This is a genomic window from Janthinobacterium sp. BJB304 (assembly GCF_002735765.1).
GTDB lineage: Bacteria > Pseudomonadota > Gammaproteobacteria > Burkholderiales > Burkholderiaceae_D > Janthinobacterium.
The window spans coordinates 110,942-128,840 of sequence record NZ_PDZN01000015.1 but is presented as its reverse complement, the minus strand read 5'-3'; the positions used below and the strand labels follow the sequence as shown (position 1 = coordinate 128,840).

Sequence of the window (17,899 nt, the reverse complement as noted above, 5' to 3'; positions counted from 1 at the left end):
GGCAAGCCGAGACCCTCAGCGGGTGCGGGCGGGCGGCAACGGCTTGTATTTGGCGCAATAGACTTTCGCCTTGCTACGGAAGTAGACGATTTTACTGCCAGGCATTGAACCACGGACAGGAAAGGCAGAATTGTCGAGTTTATTGAAGCGCAGGCCCGAGGCGCCGCGGATGGCCGGCTCCAGCTTTTCCGGCGCCGCGTCCGCCACCACGCCCATGAAGACGAGGGGACTGGTGTCGTCGCTGACGATCACGTCGGTGATCGGCGCGCCCCACAAGGTGGCGTCCGTGCGGAACCAGTAGGCGCCCCCTTCATGCTTGTAGGCGGGGCCGAAGGCCGTCAGCAAATACGCATAAAAAGCCTTGTTGTCGATCTGGTCGATGCACAGCACGGCATTGCCCACCACCTGCCCGAACGTGGACGGCGCCGGCTTTTGCTGCGCCAGCACGCCGGACACGGGCACACCAACGGCCAGCAGGGCGAACGCCGCCAGCAGGGCCGGCGCACGCCAGGGGCGCGTCAATGAACGGCGCACGCACATGATCAGCGCTTGCGCTCTTCTTTCTTGACCTTCTTGGCTTCCTTCTTTTCCTTCATGGTCTTGGCCGGTTCTTTCTTGGCTTCTTTCTTGCTGTCCTGTGCCTTGCTCATCATCTACTCCATGCCTGGGCGGAAATGCCTGGGCCATTATGACACTCCCCCATGAAAATGCCACGTCATTTCCCCCATGCAATAGACAGACCGCACCCGGCAAGCACAGGCAGCGCATGTACTTATTTGCAAAAAGACGTTTGCATTTTTGTTTTATTATGTTTTAATACACGAAATTTATAAATAGCTATCATTCCGGTGCACTATAAGCAACGCCGGAAAGCATACAAACTGGGGACAGGACATGGGCCGGCATACGGCGGGACCATGTGTAATCGATTGACAGCCCTCGGCGGAAATAAAGAATATGATGAGAACAATGATCTTGCTGGGCGCGGCCCTGTCGCTCTGGGCCGCTGGAAGCACGCATGCGGCGGGCACGGCGCCGGTTCAGAAGGCCAGCTACCAGGCGGCACCCGCCACCCTGGCCACGCGCCTGGCCAGTTTCCAGTCGCAAGACGCCAGCCTGCGCGCCCCCGCTTCGCATGAACCGGGCACACATTCGCTGCTGCTGGTTACCATCGTGCTGCTGAGCCTGCGCATGCGCGCCAGAGCCACCACCAGCAGCGAAAAATTCAGTAACTGACGTGAAAACGGCCGCGCAAGGCGGCCGTTCCAGTCACACGTCAGCGCACGATCAGTGCAGGCACAGACGGCGGCGCGTCTTTTCGATCAGCGCCGCATCGTAGGGATACAGGTTCTCGATAAAGAACAATTCCGTTTCCGCCTCATCTTCCAGGCACATTTCGATCATGACCGGGCCATCGCTTTCGCGGCCCAGGAAATCCTTCGGCCAGCGGTTCTTGCGGTGCGTGCGCATCATTTCCATGCCCAGCGCGGCCAGCGGCGCCGACACACCGGCGGCCAGCGCCTCTTGCTGCCAGTCGTCCCAGTACTCGCTCTTTGCTGCCTTGTCGTTCATCATGCTCTTCCAACTCAGGTGTAAAAGCCGGACTTTACTCTTCATGGCGCCCCTTGCCAAGCATGCATGCAAGCAATACCGCATCGCCAACAACAGACCAGTTGGAAAAAATTGGCATTAAACAAGGCCAATTTCAATACCATTCCTCACCCACGAAAAATCCTTTATTAACAATGACTTGCAACAAAATATCGAGGCGAACGCCATCAGGCGCAAGAATATTTTACAATACCACTTAAATACCTCTTGACTAGCCATCGGGGCAACAATATAGTGCCTTCAGCTTTTTCGCCGCCCGACAAATAAAATAAGCGAGACAGGCGCACTCAACCAAATGCGGGACTGCACAACATGATCGAATACATAATCGGCGTCGACGGCGGGGGAAGCGGTACCCGCGTACGCCTGGCGCGCCTCGACGGCCAGGAACTGGCACAGGGTCAAAGCGGCCCATCCGGCCTGGGACTGGGCATCGAACGGGCGTGGACCTCCGTGGCGCATGCCGTCACCCTGGCCTTCCGCACGGCCGGCCTGGAACAACCCTCCTTGCAGCGCATGGCCATCGGCCTGGGCCTGGCCGGCGTGCACAACAAGCAGTGGGCCGCCAGCTTCGTCGAACACAATCCCGGCTATGCCGCAGTCGCACTCGAATCGGATGCCCTGACCACACTGCTGGGCGCGCATGCCGGCCAGCCGGGCGCCATCGTTGCCATCGGCACCGGCAGCGTGGGCGAAGTGCTGCACGCGGACGGCAGCCGCCATGAAGTGGGCGGCTGGGGCTTCCCTTCCGGCGACGAAGCCGGCGGCGCCTGGATCGGCATGCGCGCCATCAACCATGCGCAGCAAGTGGTCGACGGCCGCGTGCCCGGCAGCGCCTTCGCCACGGCCGTCATCGACGCCTGCGGCGGCCAGCGCGACGCCATGCAAGTATGGCTGGCGGCCGCCAGCCAGACCAATTTCGCGCAACTGGCGCGCCTGGTGCTCGAACACGCGGCCAGCAATGCCGTGGCGCGCACCATCCTGACCGACGCGGGCCAGCAGATCGCCCTCATCGCCAGGGCACTCGACCCGGCCGGCGCCTTGCCCGTGGCACTGTGCGGCGGCCTGGCGGCGCCCTTGTCGAGCTACCTGCCGGCGGAACTGTTGCAACTGGTCGTGCCGGCACAGGGCGACTCGGCCGCAGGCGGTCTGCGCCTGATACGCAAGCACTTGCAGGAGCAATGACCATGCTGGCCAAACTGTCCGCCTTCAAACCGAATCCCGCCAGCGACACGCCGCTCTATATGCAGCTGGCGAACATGCTGTCGGACGGCATCGCCAGCGGCGACTGGCGCGCCAACCAGGCCTTGCCTTCCGAGCGCGTGCTGTCGGAGATCCTCGAAATTTCGCGCGTCACGGCGCGCAAGGCCATCGACATGCTGTGCGACCGGGGCATGCTGACGCGCAAGCGCGGCTCGGGCACCTACATCACGCCCAAGCTGGAACAGCCGCTGTCGCGCCTGACGAGTTTTTCGGAAGAATTGCGCCAGCGGGGCTTCACGGCCGGCTCGCGCTGGCTGCAGCGCGACATCGGCTCGGCCGCGCCGCTGGAACTGCTGTCGCTGGGACTGTCGCCGCACATGCCGGTGGCGCGCCTGCGCCGCCTGCGCACGGCCGACGAAGTGGTGATGGCGATCGAGACGACCACCATCCCCGCCCTGTACATGCCGGACCCGCAGCAGGTGACCGATTCGCTGTACGGCTACCTGGAGTCGCGCGGCACCATCCCGATGCGCGCGCTGCAGCATATCCGCGCCGTCAACGCCACGGCAGAACAGGCCAAGCTGGCCAATATCAAGACGGGTGAAGCCATGCTGCACATCACCCGTGTCAGTTATCTCGACAACGGCGCAGCGGTGGAACTGACCCACTCGTATTGCCGCAGTGATTATTATGAATTCGTAGCGGAGTCGCGCAGATGAGCAGCACTATCAAAGGCAATATCCTTACCCCCGGCGGCTGGATCCACGGCGCCATCGCCTTCGGCGAAAAAGTCGACAGCATCACGGGCGATTCCGTCCACCCGTCGGGCAACAGCGACGACTATATTCTGCCCGGCTTCATCGACCTGCACGTGCACGGCGGCGCCGGCAAGGACATCATGGAAGGCGGCGAAGCCGTCTACACCATCGCGGCCATCCATGCGCGCCACGGCACCACCAGCCTGCTGGCCACCACCATGACGGCGCCGCCGGAAGACATCGACATGGCCTTGACGGCCATCGGCATCGCCGCCAGGCACCGCCGCCCGAACACGGCGCGCGTGCTGGGCGCCCACCTGGAAGGCCCGTACATCAATTCCGGCAAGCTCGGGGCGCAGCCGAACTACGCGCGCGCCGCCACGCTGGCGGAAATCGAGCGCCTGCAAACCCTGGCCAAGCTGCGCGTCATCACCGTGGCGCCGGAAATCGCCGGCCACCTGGAGCTGGTGCGCGCCCTGGCCGACGCCGGCGTGCGCGTGCAGATCGGCCACACGCTGGGCTCCTATGAAGACGGCGTGGCCGCGCTGGAACACGGCGCCATGGGTTTTACGCACCTGTTCAACGCCATGAGCGGCTTGCATCACCGCGAGCCGGGCATGGTCGGCGCCGCCCTGGCGCACGCCGAATACGCGGAACTGATCCCCGACCTGCTGCACGTGCATCCGGGCGCCATCAAGGTGGCCCTGCGCGCCATCCCGCGCCTGTATTGCGTCACCGATTCGACCGCCGCCACCGGCATGCCGGACGGCGAATACATGCTGGGCCGCCACGCCGTGCAGAAATGCATGGGCGGCGTGCGCCTGCCCGACGGCACGCTGGCGGGCAGCACCCTGACCCTGGACCAGGCGCTGCGCAACCTGGTGGGACTGGGACTGGACCTGGCCGACGCATCCAAGCGCGTGTCGACCAACGCCGCCGATTACCTGGGCCTGGAAGAACGCGGCCGGCTGGCCCCCGGCACTTACGCCGATCTGGTGGTACTCGATCGCGATCTCAAACTCAAAGCTGTGTATATAGAAGGAGAAATCTGTGACCTCAATGATGCTTAAAGAAGCCGTTTCCGCCGCCGAATGCGTCGCCCTGCAACTGGCCAGCGACACGGAACGCTACGCGGAACTGGGCCGCAAATTGAGGAGCACCTCGTTCTCAACCGCGCTGACCATCGCGCGCGGCAGCTCCGACCACGCCTGCAACTACGTCGCCTACCTGATCATGGCGCGCCTGGGCCGTGTCGTGGCATCCCTGCCGATGTCGCTGGTCACGCTGAACAAATCGCCGCTGGTGACGCGCGATACCCTGGCCATCTCGATCTCGCAATCGGGCCAGAGCCCGGACGTGGTTGAACCGATCCGCTACTTCCGCGATGGCGGCGCCACCACCGTGGCCCTCGTCAACGACATCGATTCGCCGCTGGCGCACGCCGCCGAATGGGCCATGCCCCTGCGCGCCGGCAAGGAACAGAGCGTCGCCGCCACCAAAAGCTTCATCACCAGCCTGGTCGCCGGTGCGCGCATGGTGGCCCAGTGGCAGAACGATCCCGAGCTGCTGGGAGGGCTGGAAGCGCTGCCCGAAGCGCTGCTCGAAGCGACCCGCGTCGACTGGTCGCCCGCCATCGACGTGCTGGCGCCGGCCCGCAACATCATGGTCGTCGGACGCGGCATCAGCTTCCCCGTGGCGCTGGAATCGGCCCTGAAATTCAAGGAAACCTCGGCCCTGCAGGCGGAAGCCTTCAGCGGCGCCGAAATCAAGCACGGCCCGATGGCCCTGATCGAAGACGGCTACCCGCTGCTGATTTTCGCCACGCGCGGCCCGACCCAGGCCGGCCTGCTGCAACTGGCCACGGAAATGCGCGGCCGCGGCGCCAAGGTCTTGCTGGCGGCACCCGCCGACGTGGCCGAACGCGACCTGACCCTGCCCGTGGCGGCCACGCCGGATCTCGACCCGATCGTCGCCATCCAGTCCTTCTATGTGATGGCGGCAAAACTGTCGGCCGCGCGCGGCATGGACCCGGATGCGCCGCGTCACTTGAGCAAAGTAACAAAAACAAACTAAGCAACAAGTAGTAACTTACGCCCCCCCAAAGGCAGAGACGGGGGTCGGACCTGAGGGTCCGGCCCCGGCACTTGCGGGGTCAGTCGCCAGGATAATAATAATGATCAAGAGACTGTTGGCAGTGTTTGCCTGCGCGGGCCTGCTCGCGCCGCAGGCATGGGCTGCCGAGAAAATCGAATTCTGGACCTTCAGCATGAAGCCCAAGTTCACGCCGTATTTCCATGCGGTGGTGGCGCGCTATGAGGCGCAGAATCCCGGTGTCAAAATCGAATGGATCGACTTCCCGTGGGACGTCATCCAGACCAAGCTGGTCACGCGCATCGTGGCCGGCACGCCGCCCGCGCTGGTCAGCCTGAACGTGCCCTGGGCCGACGAATTTGCACGCGACGGCTTGCTCACACCCGTCGATGGCCTGATCAAGGAAGCGCGCGCCAGCTACATTCCCAGCGCCCTGGAGGACTTGCGCTTCAAGGGCCGCACCTACGGTTTTCCCATGTACAGCAATGTCGCGGTGATCGCCTTCAATACCGCCATTTTCAAACAGGCCGGGCTCACGCGCGGCCCCGCCAGCCTCGATGAACAACTGGCGTTCGCGCGCCAGATCGCGCAGCGCACGGGCAAGGCCGGCATCGCCCCCGCCCTCTCGAAAATCGACGGCCTGTTCATGCAGCAGGGCCTGGCCGTCATCACCGACAACCGCGCCGTCTTCAATTCGCCGCAGCACGTGGCGCTGGTGCAGAAACTGGCCGACACCTACAAGGTCGGCGGCCTGTTGAAGGAAAGCCTGTTCGCCGAAGACAATTTCCCGGCCGTGATCGACGCCTACAAGGGCGGCCGCCTGGGCATGCTGCTGGCGCCGCCCACGGCCATGCAGCGCATCCGCGGCGATGCGAAAGACATCTACGCCATCACCGACGTGGCGCCTGCGCCGCTGGGCCCCACTGGCATCGCCGACGGCGGCTGGCTCGTGCACTTCGCCATCCCGAAAGGCGTGCCGGCGCGCCAGCTGCCCTCGGTGGGCAAGTTCGCGCGCTTCCTGACGAACGACGAAAACCAGCTGGCCTTCGCGCGCCAGGCCAGCGTCTTCCCCACCACCGTGAAAGCGGCGGCCGACCCGTTTTTTCTGTCCACGCCGAAAAATGCGGGCGCGGCCGAAAAGGCCGTGGCCGCCGGCGCCCTGTCGATGGGCCACTCGCGCACGCTGTACGTGGCCGGCATCGACGACTACGACGAACTGCGCCGCTCGCTGGTAAAGGCCGTCGAGGCGGGCGTGACGGGCAAGCAGGACGTGAAGCAGGCGCTCGACCAGGCCGTCGCCATCTGGAACCGCAAGCTGGCCACCCTGCCGCGCCACTAAGGACACCATGAAACTCGCCCACCGCCATACCGTGCAAGCCTGGTTGTTCCTCGCCCCGGCCCTGCTGCTGCTGGCCGCCTTTTCCTTCTGGCCCGTCGGCTACGGCTCCGTGCTGGCCTTCACCGACTACAGCCTGATACGCGAGACGCGCTTCGTCGGCCTCGATAACTTCCGCTACATCTTCAACAACGAGATGTTCGTCTCGGGCCTGAAAAACTCGCTGATGTTTTTGCTGATGGTGCCCTTCGTGCAGGTGGGCGCCATCACGCTGGCCGTGCTGGTGAACAACCGCCTGCCCGGCATCCGTTTGTTCCGCGCCGCCTTCTACGTGCCCGTGGTGACGACCGTGTCCGTGGTCGGCATCATGTGGGGCTTCATGTTCCACGAACAGGGCGCGCTGAACTACGTGATGATGACGTTAAAACTGGTGAACGCGCCCCTGGGCTGGCTGTCGAACGACAGCCAGGCCCTGTTTGCCGTGATGTTCGTCACCCTGTGGCGCGGCCTGGGCTGGTACATGGTGATGTACCTGGCAGCGCTGCAATCGATCCCGTCGGACATGCAGGAAGCGGCCATGCTCGACGGCGCCAACCGCTGGCAGCGCTTCTGGAAGATCACCGTACCGATGCTGCGCCCGACCATCATGCTGTGCTCCATCCTGTCCGTGCTGGCGGCCCTGAAGGCGTACCAGGAAGTCGACGTGCTGACACAGGGCGGCCCGATGAATTCCACCTTCACGGCGCTGTACTACGCGTATGACCAGGGCTTGAAGCACTTGAAACTGCCGCGCGCGCTGGCCGCCAGCTTCGTCGTGTCCCTATTCTGCATCGGTATCGCCCTGCTGTGCCTGCGCTACCTCAAACCCAAGCACCGCTGACCGGGACAAGACCATGCAAAAACGTTCCCGTCCCCTGAAAACCCGTCTGCACATACTGGGCCACTATGCCGTGCTGTGCGCGATCGCCCTCGTCTGCGTCTTCCCGTTCTGGTGGACCCTCGTGACGGCCATTTCCACGCAAGGCAATATCTTCGCCTTCCCGCCCACCTTCTGGCCGCAGGCGCCGTCCTTCGAGAACTTCATCGAAGTGTTCAACGCGATTCCCATCTGGTCGTTCTTCAAGAACTCCGTGCTGATCGCCGTGTTGACCGTGTTCTGGAAACTGCTGCTGTGTTCCCTGGCCGCGTATCCGCTGGCGCGCCTGAAATTCCGTGGCCGCAAGCTGGTGTTCGGCCTGATCCTCGCCACCCTGGTGCTGCCGTCGGAGGTGAACTTTCTCGTCAACTTCATCACCATCACGCAAATGAGCCTGGTCGACACCTACACGGGCGTGATCCTGCCCAACGTGGTGACGGCCGTGGCCATCTTGCTGCTCAAGCAGGCGTTCGAGGAAGTGCCGCAGGACCTGATCGACGCGGCCAGGGTCGATGGCGCGTCCGAATGGGTCATCTTCAGCCGCATCATGCTGCCGCTGATTACGCCATGGCTGGCCACCGTCGGCATCCTGACGGCCGTCGAATCGTGGAATGAGTACATCTGGCCGTCGATCGTCATGAGCAAGCCCGATGAATTCCCGCTGTCGGTGGGCGTGCTGTACTTGCGCGGCACCTTCGGCAGCAGCACGCGCGTGATCGCGGCCGGCACCTTGATCACCATCGTGCCGACCCTGCTCGCCTTCCTGTTTACCCAACGCTTCTTCATGCGCGGCATGGACGGCGCAGTCAAATGAAAACATCTCTCGATAAGGAAGCCTCCATGCACGACAAGCGCACCAACATTGGCAAACGCAGCCCGATTTCCTGGGTGCCGACCTTGTACTTCGCCCAGGGCTTGCCGTTCTACGCCGTGGCCCTGGTGGCCGGCCTGATGTTCAAGAGCATGGGCGTGCCGAACGACCAGATCGCCCGCTGGACGGGCCTGATCGGCTTTGCCTGGGTCTTCAAGTCGCTGTGGAGTCCCTTCCTGGAACTGGCGTCGAGCAAGAAGACCATGGTGGTGCTGTTCCAGTTCGCCGGTGGCCTGAGCCTGGGCCTGATCGCGCTGGCGCTGCAAACGCCGCTGTGGTTTGCAGCCTGCATCGCCGTGCTGTTCGTCGCCGCGCTGGCCTCGTCGACGCACGACATCGTCTGCGACGGCCTGTATATCGCCAGTCTGTCGGACAAGCAGCAGGCGGCCTACGCCGGCTGGCAAGGCGCCTTCTTCAACGCGGGCAAGTTCATCTCGCTGGGCGGCCTGGTGATCCTGGCCGGCTACCTGGAGAAAAAAATCGGCATCCAGCCCGCCTGGTCGGTGATCTTCCTGATCATCGGCGCCATGATGCTGTCGCTGGCCGCGTACCACCTGTGGGCGCTGCCGCAGGTGCGCAATGCGGCCGTGGCCGACAAGAGCGTGGCCGGCATCAGCCGCACCCTGTGGGACGTGCTGGTGGACTTCCTGAAAAAACCCGGCATCTGGGGCATGATCGCCTTCATCATCCTGTTCCGCGCGGGCGAGGCGCAAGTGCAGACCATCGGCCCGCTGTTCCTGCGCGAAGCGCGCGAACTGGGGGGACTCGGCCTGTCGACGACGGAAGTGGGCGCCGTGTACGGCACGGCCGGCACCGTGGCCTTTTTGCTGGGCAGCATAGGCGGCGGCTACTTCACGTCGTGGCTGGGCCTCAAGCGCGCCATGTTCTTCCTGATCCTGGCCATGAACTTGCCGAACCTGGTGTTCTACTACCTGAGCCACAGCATGCCGACCGACCTGACCCTGATCACGGCCGCGCTCAGTGTGGAAATGTTCGGCTATGGCTTCGGCTTCGTCGGCCTGATCCTGTTCATGATGCAGGTGGTTTCTGTCGGCAAGTACCAGACGGCCCACTATGCGTTCGCCACCGGCGTGATGCAGCTGGGCTTCGTGCTGTTCAAGATGATCAGCGGCGACATCCAGACGGCGCTCGGCTACAAGACCTTTTTCCTGTGGGTGCTGGTGTCGGCCGTGCCCGTATTGATCCTGTCGCGCTTCATGCGCATCGGCCCGAAGGATACCTCCGACCCGTCTGACGCCGGCGCCACGTCCGCGCCGGCCAGCGCCAGCTAGGAATCGCACAACCCATGGCACACATCGTTTTAAAGAACATCGTCAAGCTGTACGACGACAAGCACCCCGTCATCCACGGCATCGACCTCGATATCCGCGACGGCGAATTCGTCGTCTTCGTGGGGCCGTCCGGCTGCGGCAAATCGACCCTGCTGCGCATGATCGCCGGGCTGGAAGACATCACGGACGGCGAGCTGCATATCGGCGGCCAGCTGGCCAACGATATCGCGCCGGCCGAGCGGGGCCTGGCCATGGTCTTCCAGAGCTACGCCCTGTATCCGCACATGACGGTGTACGAGAACATGGCCTTCGCCCTCTCCCTGGCCGGACATAAAAAGGCCGAGGTGCGCACCGCCGTCGAGCGCGCGGCCGACATCCTGCAGATCACGCCACTGTTGAAACGCAAGCCGAAGGACCTGTCGGGCGGCCAGCGCCAGCGCGTGGCCATCGGCCGCGCCATCGTGCGCAAGCCCAAGGTCTTCCTGTTTGACGAACCGCTGTCGAACCTCGATGCTTCGCTGCGCGTACAGATGCGCGTGGAAATTTCGCGCCTGCACCAGGAGTTGAAGACGACCATGATCTACGTCACGCACGACCAGGTCGAAGCCATGACCCTGGGCGAGCGCATAGTCGTCTTCAACGGCGGGCGCATCGAGCAGGTGGGCAGTCCGCACGAGTTGTATAACAATCCCGGCAACCTGTTCGTCGCCGGCTTCCTCGGCGCGCCGAAGATGAACTTCATCGCCTGCGAGGCCGTGGCCTGCGGCCCCGGCTCGGTGGCCGTGCGCCTGCCTGGCGGCGCCGTGATCGACATCGAGGCGCAAGGTGACGCTGTGGCGCCGGGCAACCAGCTGACCCTGGGCGTGCGGGCCGAGCATGTCAGCCTGCAGGACGGGGCGACGACGAACAACAACGTCGTCGACGCCACTGTCAGCCACGTCGAATACCTGGGCGACGTGGCCATCGTTTACGCCAGCATGCGGGGCGTGACCGAGATGCTGGCCGTCAAGCTGCCGGCCGAGGAGGGCTTGCGCCAGGCGGGCGACGCCATGCGCCTGCATCTGCCGCCGCAGCGCTGCCTGCTGTTCGATGCCAAAGGGCAAGCCCTGGCGCGCACGTTTGGCGCTCCAGCCCAGCCGTTTATGTGACAATAGCCGTTGTTTACCATGCTGCCGCCCTTTGACTTGTGCGGTCAGGATGGCAGAATACGTGTTTTTTTAGATTCCCTGCCCCCGGCAAATGCCGCCGCACCCTGTTGCGGCAGCCAGTACCGGAGCGTATTTTTGTTATTGATTGAAGGATAACCCATGTCCCAATTCCGTCTTGCCCGTCTTAGCTTGCTCCTGGCCGCCATCGGCCTCAATGTCCTGCCAGCCCTGTCGCACGCGCAGGATGCCAAGCCGGCCGCAGCCGCCGGTGCGCCTGTCGCCGCGCCGGCCGATTCGGTACGTCCTGAAGTGTTCAAGCTGCTCGATCCGGTTGCCGTGAAGGCATCGATGGATGCGAAAAACTACGCCGACGTACAAAGCCGCATCGACCAGGCTGCCGCCATTCCCGCCCTGACGCCGTATGAAACGTTCGTGCTGAACCGCCTGCGCGTGGCGCTGGCGTCGACCACCAACAATGCACCGATGGCCATGACGGCGCTGGAAGCGGTCATCGAATCAGGCAAGCTGGACAAGAAAGCCCAGGGCGACTTCATCCAGGCGCTGGCCAGCTACCACTACAACGCCAAGGATTATCCGAACGCCATCAAGTGGTTCACCCGTTACCAAACGGAAACAGGCGACGTGACCACCATGCGCCCGTACATCATCCGCGCCTACTACTTCAGCAATGATTTCGCGCGCGCGAAACAGGAACTGATGGCCGACCTGACGGCCAAGCAGCAAGCGGGCAAGACGCCGACCATCGAAGAATTGCAATTGCTGGCCAACACGGGTTCGAAAAGCAAGGACCCGGCCACCTACCTGGTCGCCATGGAAAACCTGGTGCGCTACTACCCGTCGGATGACTACTGGAGCGATCTGCTGAGCCGCACGCAAGGCAAGGCCGGCTATTCCGACCGCTTCGCGCTCGACGTGCTGCGCCTGCAATTCAAGGCCGTGGGCACCATGCCGCCGCAAGATTACAGCGACATGGCTGAAATCGCCCTGCAAAACGCCTTCCCGACGGAAGCGAAAAAAGTGCTGGACGCCGGCTTTGCCAAAGGCGTACTGGGCACGGGAGCAAATGCCGCCAAGCACAAGAAACTGCGCGACCAGGCCAACAAGGCTGCCGCCGACGATGCGAAGAACATCGCCAGCGGCGAAGCGTCGGCCATGAAGAGCAAGGATGGCACGGGCTTGATCAACCTCGGCTACGCCTTCGTGACGATGGACCAGTTCGACAAAGGTATCGACCTGATCCAGAAAGGCATCGCCAAGGGCGGCCTGAAGCGTCCTGAAGACGCCAAGCTGCGCCTCGGTTATTCCTACGCCATGGCTGGCAAGAAAGATGACGCCATCAAGGTCCTGGAAACGGTCAAGGGCGGCGACGGCGTGGGCGACCTGGCCCGCTACTGGATCCTGTGGCTGAACCGTCCTGCCACGGCAGCGGCGGCACCGGCAGCAGCGGCACAGTAATTCCTGTTCCCGCCAGCATGCGCAAGGCAGTTCCCGGCTCACGCCGGGGCTGCTTTTTTTTCGACCTTTTTCACTCCCCCATGCCGCCAGCCACCGCCTCCGCACCTGTACCTGAACGATTGACCAGCCTGGATGCCTTCCGCGGCTGCGTGATCGTCGTCATGATCTGGGTCAACTATCTGGCCGGCATGCCCGGCATCGCCTGGTGGCTCGAACACGCGGGGCCCCGCGCCGACGGCATCACCTTGCCCGACCTGGTCTTTCCCGGCTTCCTGTTCATGGTCGGCATGGCCATACCGCTGGCCTCGCAGCGCCATTGCGGCCACGTCACGCCCGCCCTGCTGGGACGCCTGCTGTGGCGCTCCGCCAGCCTGATGCTGGCCGGCGTGGTGCTGGCGAATGCCTACCGCTACGATGCGCAGGCAGCGCCGCTGCCGCACGCCGTCTACTTCCTGCTGTTTTACGTGGCCATGATCCTGCTGTGGCGCCAGGGCGCGGGCAAGCTGGAGCTGGCCGTGGGCGGCGCGCTGATGCTGTTCCTGCTGGCGACGTTCCGCGGAGAGCTGAACAGCGAATTTTCCAGCACCTGGCTGCAGCCGTCCTGGTGGGGCATCCTCGGCATGATAGGCTGGTCCTACCTGCTGTGCAGCCTGCTGTACCTGGCGTGCCGGGGCAGCGGCACGGCCCTGATGGGCATGTTCGCCCTGCTGCTCATGCTGTATATGGGCGGCATGGCGGGCAGCCTCGATTTCCTGCCGGCAGGCGTCAACGCCTTCGTCAACGTGCCGCAGGTGCTCGGTTCGACGGCAGCCAATGTACTGGCCGGCACCGTGGTGGGCCAGCTGTTCCTGCGCGGCGCCGCCCTGAGCCATGGGCAGCGCGTCCGCTTCATGGCGTGGTTCGCGCTGGGCATGTTCGCGGCCGGCATGCTGCTGCGGCCGTATCACCACATCAACAAGATCGCGGCGACGGAGTCCTACACGCTCGTGTGCAGCGCCCTCATCCTGGCCTTGTTCCTCGTGTTTTACATCGTCATCGACGTGTGGCGCTGGCGCGCCTGGGCCGTGGTGCTCTTGCCGGCCGGCACCAATGCCCTGTTCGCCTACATCGTGCCCGACCTGTGGCAGCAGCTGGCGGCCGTGCTGCACCTGCCGCCCTTCTGGTGGCCGTATCTGGCAACGGGCGGCGCGGCCGGACTGTGGAACGCGGCCGCCGTCACCGCCCTGATGCTGTTTTTCACTGCCCTGGCCACGCGTTACGGGCTGAAATTGAAATTTTAGACCTTGATGTAGATCTTGCGCTTGTCCATTGCGTAGGCGATCAGCCAGCACAGCAGCATGAAGCTGACGGCAAACAGTAAGGAAGCCATGCGCGCCGGCGCCCAGCCCGTGAACCAGTGCTGGTACAGCCACTGATACAGGTTGCCGCCGCCGATGCGCACGGTAAACGCGATGATCACCAGCACTTCCGACACCAGGTAGATGAACAGGGTGTTCTTGCCGAAGACTTCAAAGAAGTAGGTCCAGCACGTCATTTGACGCACGTCAATGATGAACATCAGCAGCGCCAGCAGCAGCAAGTCCAGGCCGATGCCCAGCATCACATAAGAGCTGGTCCACAGCTTCTTGATGATCGGAAAAACTTCGTTCCAGCACAGGGCCACGGCCACGCAGATGACGCCGGCCACGGCCAGCCGAACCAGGCTGGAACGCAATTGCGCCGGCGCCGCCTGGCGCACGAAGCTGCCCGCCAGGTAGCCAGCAATCACATTGACGATGGACGGCAAGGTGCCCAGCACGCCCTCCGGGTCGAAGGCGATGCCTTCGCCGTGGTACAAATGGCTGTCGCCCAACAGGAATAGGTCGAGCTTGGCCGGCGCATTGCCGTGCAGGCTGTAGTCGCCAAAACAGGCCAGGATGGCCCAGTAGCCGAGCAAGGCGCAGGCGCTGAAGACGAGCGCGCCGCGCGTCTTCCCGTAATGCAGGATAAGGGCGGCGGCCAGATAGCACACGGCGATACGCTGCAGCACGCCGGGAATGCGCGTGTGCGACAGCGGCGACCAGGCGAACTGGCCCGCGTCGTCGATCTTGAAGAAGGGAAACCAGTACAGCAAAAAGCCCAATAGAAAGATCAGCGCGCTGCGCTTGCACAGCCGGGCCAGCACGGCGCCGTGTCCCAGGTGTTCATACTTGCCCAGTGCAAAGGCCAGCGCATTGCCGACGACAAACAAAAAGCTGGGAAAGACCAGGTCCGTGAGGGTAAATCCATGCCATTCGGCATGCAGGAAAGGCGCATACACGGCGCCCCAGTCGCCAGGCGTATTGACGACAATCATCAGGGCGACGGTCAGGCCGCGCAGGACGTCGAGGGCGAGGTAGCGTTGAGGTGCAATAGTCATGGTCAAACAATTCAAAAAGATAAAAACCAGCTTCCCGCTTGTGGCGGAAAGCCAGTAAAAAAAACTACAACTTGGCGCGCAGGCCAAAGTAAAACTGGCGGCCATTCGAATACAGGGCCGTCGGCTGGTCCTGGTTGGCGCCGTAATACTTGAGCACCGGATTGTTCAGGTTCAGCACATCGAAGGTCAGCGAATAGCGCTCGTCGATCTTGTAGTTGAGCGATGCGGCCAGGTTGCCCACGCCATGCACATACTGGGGCGAGCTGCTGAACAGGCCGGCCAGGAAGCTGGAGCGGTAGGTATAGGCCAGGCGCGCGCTCAGCCGCTCGTCCTCGTAATAGCCTTCCAGGTTGTAGGTGCCGCGCGAGCTGCCGACCACGGCGGCGCCATCGTCGGCCTTGCCATTCGTATAGGTGTAATTGCCCACCACGCCGAAACCGCCCCACAAGCCCTGCTGGTAACTGAGTTCCACACCCTTGTTCTTGGCGCCGATATTCGTCGGCGACTGGATCACATAGGTGTTGAATTTCTTGAAGGTATTATTGTAGTAGCTCACGGGCGTCGTACCAAACGTCACGTACGATTTCATGTCCATGTAGAAGGCCCCCACGGACAGCATGGCCTTGGGAGCGAAATACCATTCCAGCGTAGCGTCGTAGTTGGTCGAGCGTATCGGTTTCAGGTCCGGATTGCCGCCCGTTCCCGTCAGCAACTGGTCGTTCAGGTTGACGGCGCCCACCAGGGCGCTGTAGTCGGCGCGCGCCATGGTTTTCGCCACCGCCGCGCGGGCCACCAGATCCTTGCTGAGGTCAAACTTGATGTTCGCGCTCGGCAGCACATCTGTGTAGTTGTGCTTGACGACGGTGGGCGTGTAGCTGCCGAAAATGTTTTCCTTACCGATCGGGTTCTCGCCGCCCGGTACGTTCGTCACCGTCGTCTGCTGCGTGCGCACCACGCGCACGCCCACGTTGCCGCGCCATTTGTTGCCTGCCAGGTTGGCCATGATGTAGGCCGCGCTATCCTTTTCCTTCACGTCCAGTTCGGCCGGCCAGTTGCGCGAGTTCGGCCCGCCCGTATTGTCATATTTGTTGGCCCACGCCACCAGGTCGGCCGGATCGAGCTGCCAGTAGCGTCCCTGTGCATTGCCGCCCAGGCCCTTGCCGTAGTCGCCGGGATAGGTGCCGCCATTCCACTTCGGCAAGGGTGCATTCGTGGTGCCGTCGCACACGGCGCAGCTGCGGTTTTCCGGCCACGCCACATTGCGGTGGTGTTCCGTATAGCGCGCGCCGAACTTCAGCGATTCCAGCACGCCGTAATCCATGCTCAGCTCGCCTTCGGCCTGGCCGTATTTTTCCGTGTCCAGGGTTTCCACGTGGGAACCCCAGGCCGATGCCGTTACCGCATTCGATAACCTGGAAATGTCGAGACCAGGGAAATTCAGCCTGGCCGGCGACAGGCCGTTCAGCTGGTACGACACGCCCACACCGGTCAAGCCCGCCTCATAGCCGAGGTCGACGGGTGTTTCGCCGATGCCGCGCGTGTAGCCGAGGCTGCCCGTGATGCGCAGGCGCTCGCTGGGGCGGTAGCTACCGTTGAAGTCGATGTAGGCGGTCGACGAGTTCGAGCCGGGGCGGTAGATCTGGTCCACCAGGGCCGGATACAGCTGACCGTTGTACGGCGTGGTGGCATTCGCGGCAGGAAACTGCGACGCGGGAAAATCGGCTGCCACCAGGGTATTGTTCTTGACCGTAAACGCGCTGGGAATCACACCCACATGCTTGCCGTCATTGTCGACGGCATTCAGGTTGGCGCCCGGCTGGTTATAAAAGCTGCGGTTGTAATTGGCTGCGTCCAGCTTGGAATAGAAGCCGTTGACGTCCAGCATCAAATCAGACGTCGGCTTGAATTGCAGATCGATGCTGCCGCCCTGGCGCTTGCGTACCTGTTCGAACAGGGCCGAGTTGATGCCCAGCGGCGCCAGCACGCCGGCCAGTTCCGGATGCTTTTGCGCGGCCGGGCTGTCGGCGTCGATGGCGCCATACCCGAAGAATTCCTGCCCGTCGCGGCGTTCGTGGCGCTTCTCGGAAAACACCTGGAACAGCACGCCCATGGTCTTCGCTTCGTTCTTCCAGTTGAACAGGGCATTCATTTGCGGATCGGTCTTGCCCGGCAAGTCCGCGTAGATGGCTTGCACGGCCAGCTCGGCCGTGAACGGCTGCTTGAAACTGAGGGGCTTGCGCGTCTCGATATTGATGGAGCCAGCCACGCCGCCTTCCACCAGGTCCGCCTGCGCGCTCTTTTGCACGGTGACGCGGCTGACGATTTCCGACGGCAGCAAGGCAAAGCTGACGCTGCGCCCCACGGTGCCCACCTGGTCGGTGACGAACCAGTCGCCCGTACCCACGGCGTGGCCGTTGATCAGGGTTTGCGTCAGGCTGGGACTGGTGCCGCGGATGCTGACCCGGTCATTTTCCGAGAAGCCGCCCTCGCCGCCGGCCGACGAGGAAATATTCACGCCCGGCACGCGCTGCACGGCATCGGCCACGTTCTTGTCGGGCAACTTGCCGATGTCTTCCGCACTGACGACGTCGATCACGGAATCGCTGTTTCGCTTCTGGCTCAGCGACTGCTCCAGCGAAGCGCGGATACCGGTAACGACGACTTCCTGCATCGCCGGCGAGGCGGACTGGGCTTGCTGCGCCTGTGCCGCCATATTGATGGACAACAAAGCGGCTGCGGCGGCGATGGGGTGTAATACGGGATGCAAACGGCTGTTCATAGACTCCTCGTTATGGATGC

Annotated in this window: 16 protein-coding genes; 12 read left to right on the top strand and 4 right to left on the bottom strand. The window is 63.2% G+C overall.

Going from position 1 to position 17,899, the window contains the following annotated elements; all coding sequences use genetic code 11:
- Window positions 1-15 precede the first annotated feature (15 nt).
- On the bottom strand, window positions 16-540 hold the full coding sequence (locus CSQ95_RS18480; RefSeq protein ID WP_099410565.1) for a hypothetical protein: 525 nt from the start codon (window positions 538-540) through the stop codon (window positions 16-18).
- 417 nt (window positions 541-957) lie between these two features.
- Between CSQ95_RS18480 and CSQ95_RS18475 the strand changes: the two genes are divergently transcribed.
- A complete protein-coding gene (locus tag CSQ95_RS18475) occupies window positions 958-1,236 on the top strand; it encodes a hypothetical protein (protein WP_141750096.1) in 279 nt (92 codons plus the stop codon).
- Between the two features lie 51 nt (window positions 1,237-1,287).
- On the opposite strand, the gene CSQ95_RS18470 is transcribed toward CSQ95_RS18475, so the two are convergent.
- Entirely contained in the window at window positions 1,288-1,575 is a 288-nt protein-coding gene (locus tag CSQ95_RS18470; protein WP_034759823.1) for a hypothetical protein, read from the bottom strand.
- Between the two features lie 348 nt (window positions 1,576-1,923).
- Between CSQ95_RS18470 and CSQ95_RS18465 the strand changes: the two genes are divergently transcribed.
- From CSQ95_RS18465 to CSQ95_RS18415, 11 genes are all read left to right on the top strand, one after another.
- Entirely contained in the window at window positions 1,924-2,796 is an 873-nt protein-coding gene (locus tag CSQ95_RS18465) for a BadF/BadG/BcrA/BcrD ATPase family protein (protein ID WP_099410564.1), read from the top strand.
- 2 nt (window positions 2,797-2,798) lie between these two features.
- On the top strand, window positions 2,799-3,533 hold the full coding sequence (locus CSQ95_RS18460) for a GntR family transcriptional regulator (protein WP_099410621.1): 735 nt from the start codon (window positions 2,799-2,801) through the stop codon (window positions 3,531-3,533).
- Window positions 3,530-4,642 carry an N-acetylglucosamine-6-phosphate deacetylase gene (gene nagA, locus CSQ95_RS18455; RefSeq protein ID WP_070221836.1) on the top strand — a complete coding sequence of 371 codons (1,113 nt, stop codon included), beginning with the start codon at window positions 3,530-3,532 and terminating at the stop codon, window positions 4,640-4,642. The genes CSQ95_RS18460 and nagA overlap by 4 nt, the downstream gene beginning before the upstream one ends.
- A complete protein-coding gene (locus CSQ95_RS18450; protein WP_070221837.1) occupies window positions 4,632-5,645 on the top strand; it encodes an SIS domain-containing protein in 1,014 nt (337 codons plus the stop codon). The genes nagA and CSQ95_RS18450 overlap by 11 nt, the downstream gene beginning before the upstream one ends.
- 100 nt (window positions 5,646-5,745) lie before the next feature.
- A complete protein-coding gene (locus CSQ95_RS18445; RefSeq protein ID WP_099410563.1) occupies window positions 5,746-7,002 on the top strand; it encodes an ABC transporter substrate-binding protein in 1,257 nt (418 codons plus the stop codon).
- A 7-nt stretch (window positions 7,003-7,009) separates the two neighbouring features.
- On the top strand, window positions 7,010-7,879 hold the full coding sequence (locus CSQ95_RS18440; RefSeq protein ID WP_099410562.1) for a carbohydrate ABC transporter permease: 870 nt from the start codon (window positions 7,010-7,012) through the stop codon (window positions 7,877-7,879).
- 13 nt (window positions 7,880-7,892) lie between these two features.
- A complete protein-coding gene (locus CSQ95_RS18435; RefSeq protein WP_099410561.1) occupies window positions 7,893-8,729 on the top strand; it encodes a carbohydrate ABC transporter permease in 837 nt (278 codons plus the stop codon).
- A gap of 26 nt (window positions 8,730-8,755) precedes the next feature.
- Window positions 8,756-10,078 (top strand): MFS transporter, encoded by a 1,323-nt coding sequence (locus CSQ95_RS18430; RefSeq protein ID WP_099410560.1) that lies wholly within the window; start codon window positions 8,756-8,758, stop codon window positions 10,076-10,078.
- Between the two features lie 14 nt (window positions 10,079-10,092).
- A complete protein-coding gene (locus tag CSQ95_RS18425) occupies window positions 10,093-11,226 on the top strand; it encodes an ABC transporter ATP-binding protein (RefSeq protein ID WP_099410559.1) in 1,134 nt (377 codons plus the stop codon).
- A 159-nt stretch (window positions 11,227-11,385) separates the two neighbouring features.
- On the top strand, window positions 11,386-12,702 hold the full coding sequence (locus tag CSQ95_RS18420) for a M48 family metallopeptidase (RefSeq protein ID WP_099410558.1): 1,317 nt from the start codon (window positions 11,386-11,388) through the stop codon (window positions 12,700-12,702).
- Window positions 12,703-12,782: 80 nt separating this feature from the next.
- A complete protein-coding gene (locus CSQ95_RS18415; protein WP_180279098.1) occupies window positions 12,783-13,982 on the top strand; it encodes a DUF5009 domain-containing protein in 1,200 nt (399 codons plus the stop codon).
- Here CSQ95_RS18415 and CSQ95_RS18410 read toward each other — a convergent pair.
- Window positions 13,979-15,100 (bottom strand): acyltransferase family protein, encoded by a 1,122-nt coding sequence (locus CSQ95_RS18410; RefSeq protein ID WP_099410556.1) that lies wholly within the window; start codon window positions 15,098-15,100, stop codon window positions 13,979-13,981. The genes CSQ95_RS18415 and CSQ95_RS18410 overlap by 4 nt on opposite strands.
- Before the next feature lie 64 nt (window positions 15,101-15,164).
- Window positions 15,165-17,879, bottom strand: a complete 2,715-nt coding sequence (locus CSQ95_RS18405; RefSeq protein WP_180279097.1) for a TonB-dependent receptor — start codon at window positions 17,877-17,879, stop codon at window positions 15,165-15,167.
- Window positions 17,880-17,899 lie beyond the last annotated feature (20 nt).

Coding starts and splice junctions, on each gene's coding strand:
- CSQ95_RS18440 (WP_099410562.1), top strand. CDS start 7,010: ATGAAACTCGCCCACCGCCATACCGTGCAAGCCTGGTTGTTCCTCGCC.
- CSQ95_RS18450 (WP_070221837.1), top strand. CDS start 4,632: ATGATGCTTAAAGAAGCCGTTTCCGCCGCCGAATGCGTCGCCCTGCAA.
- CSQ95_RS18465 (WP_099410564.1), top strand. CDS start 1,924: ATGATCGAATACATAATCGGCGTCGACGGCGGGGGAAGCGGTACCCGC.
- CSQ95_RS18435 (WP_099410561.1), top strand. CDS start 7,893: ATGCAAAAACGTTCCCGTCCCCTGAAAACCCGTCTGCACATACTGGGC.
- CSQ95_RS18410 (WP_099410556.1), bottom strand. CDS start 15,100: ATGACTATTGCACCTCAACGCTACCTCGCCCTCGACGTCCTGCGCGGC.
- CSQ95_RS18480 (WP_099410565.1), bottom strand. CDS start 540: ATGTGCGTGCGCCGTTCATTGACGCGCCCCTGGCGTGCGCCGGCCCTG.
- CSQ95_RS18415 (WP_180279098.1), top strand. CDS start 12,783: ATGCCGCCAGCCACCGCCTCCGCACCTGTACCTGAACGATTGACCAGC.
- CSQ95_RS18475 (WP_141750096.1), top strand. CDS start 958: ATGATGAGAACAATGATCTTGCTGGGCGCGGCCCTGTCGCTCTGGGCC.
- CSQ95_RS18470 (WP_034759823.1), bottom strand. CDS start 1,575: ATGATGAACGACAAGGCAGCAAAGAGCGAGTACTGGGACGACTGGCAG.
- nagA (WP_070221836.1), top strand. CDS start 3,530: ATGAGCAGCACTATCAAAGGCAATATCCTTACCCCCGGCGGCTGGATC.
- CSQ95_RS18420 (WP_099410558.1), top strand. CDS start 11,386: ATGTCCCAATTCCGTCTTGCCCGTCTTAGCTTGCTCCTGGCCGCCATC.
- CSQ95_RS18460 (WP_099410621.1), top strand. CDS start 2,799: ATGCTGGCCAAACTGTCCGCCTTCAAACCGAATCCCGCCAGCGACACG.
- CSQ95_RS18405 (WP_180279097.1), bottom strand. CDS start 17,879: ATGAACAGCCGTTTGCATCCCGTATTACACCCCATCGCCGCCGCAGCC.
- CSQ95_RS18445 (WP_099410563.1), top strand. CDS start 5,746: ATGATCAAGAGACTGTTGGCAGTGTTTGCCTGCGCGGGCCTGCTCGCG.
- CSQ95_RS18425 (WP_099410559.1), top strand. CDS start 10,093: ATGGCACACATCGTTTTAAAGAACATCGTCAAGCTGTACGACGACAAG.
- CSQ95_RS18430 (WP_099410560.1), top strand. CDS start 8,756: ATGCACGACAAGCGCACCAACATTGGCAAACGCAGCCCGATTTCCTGG.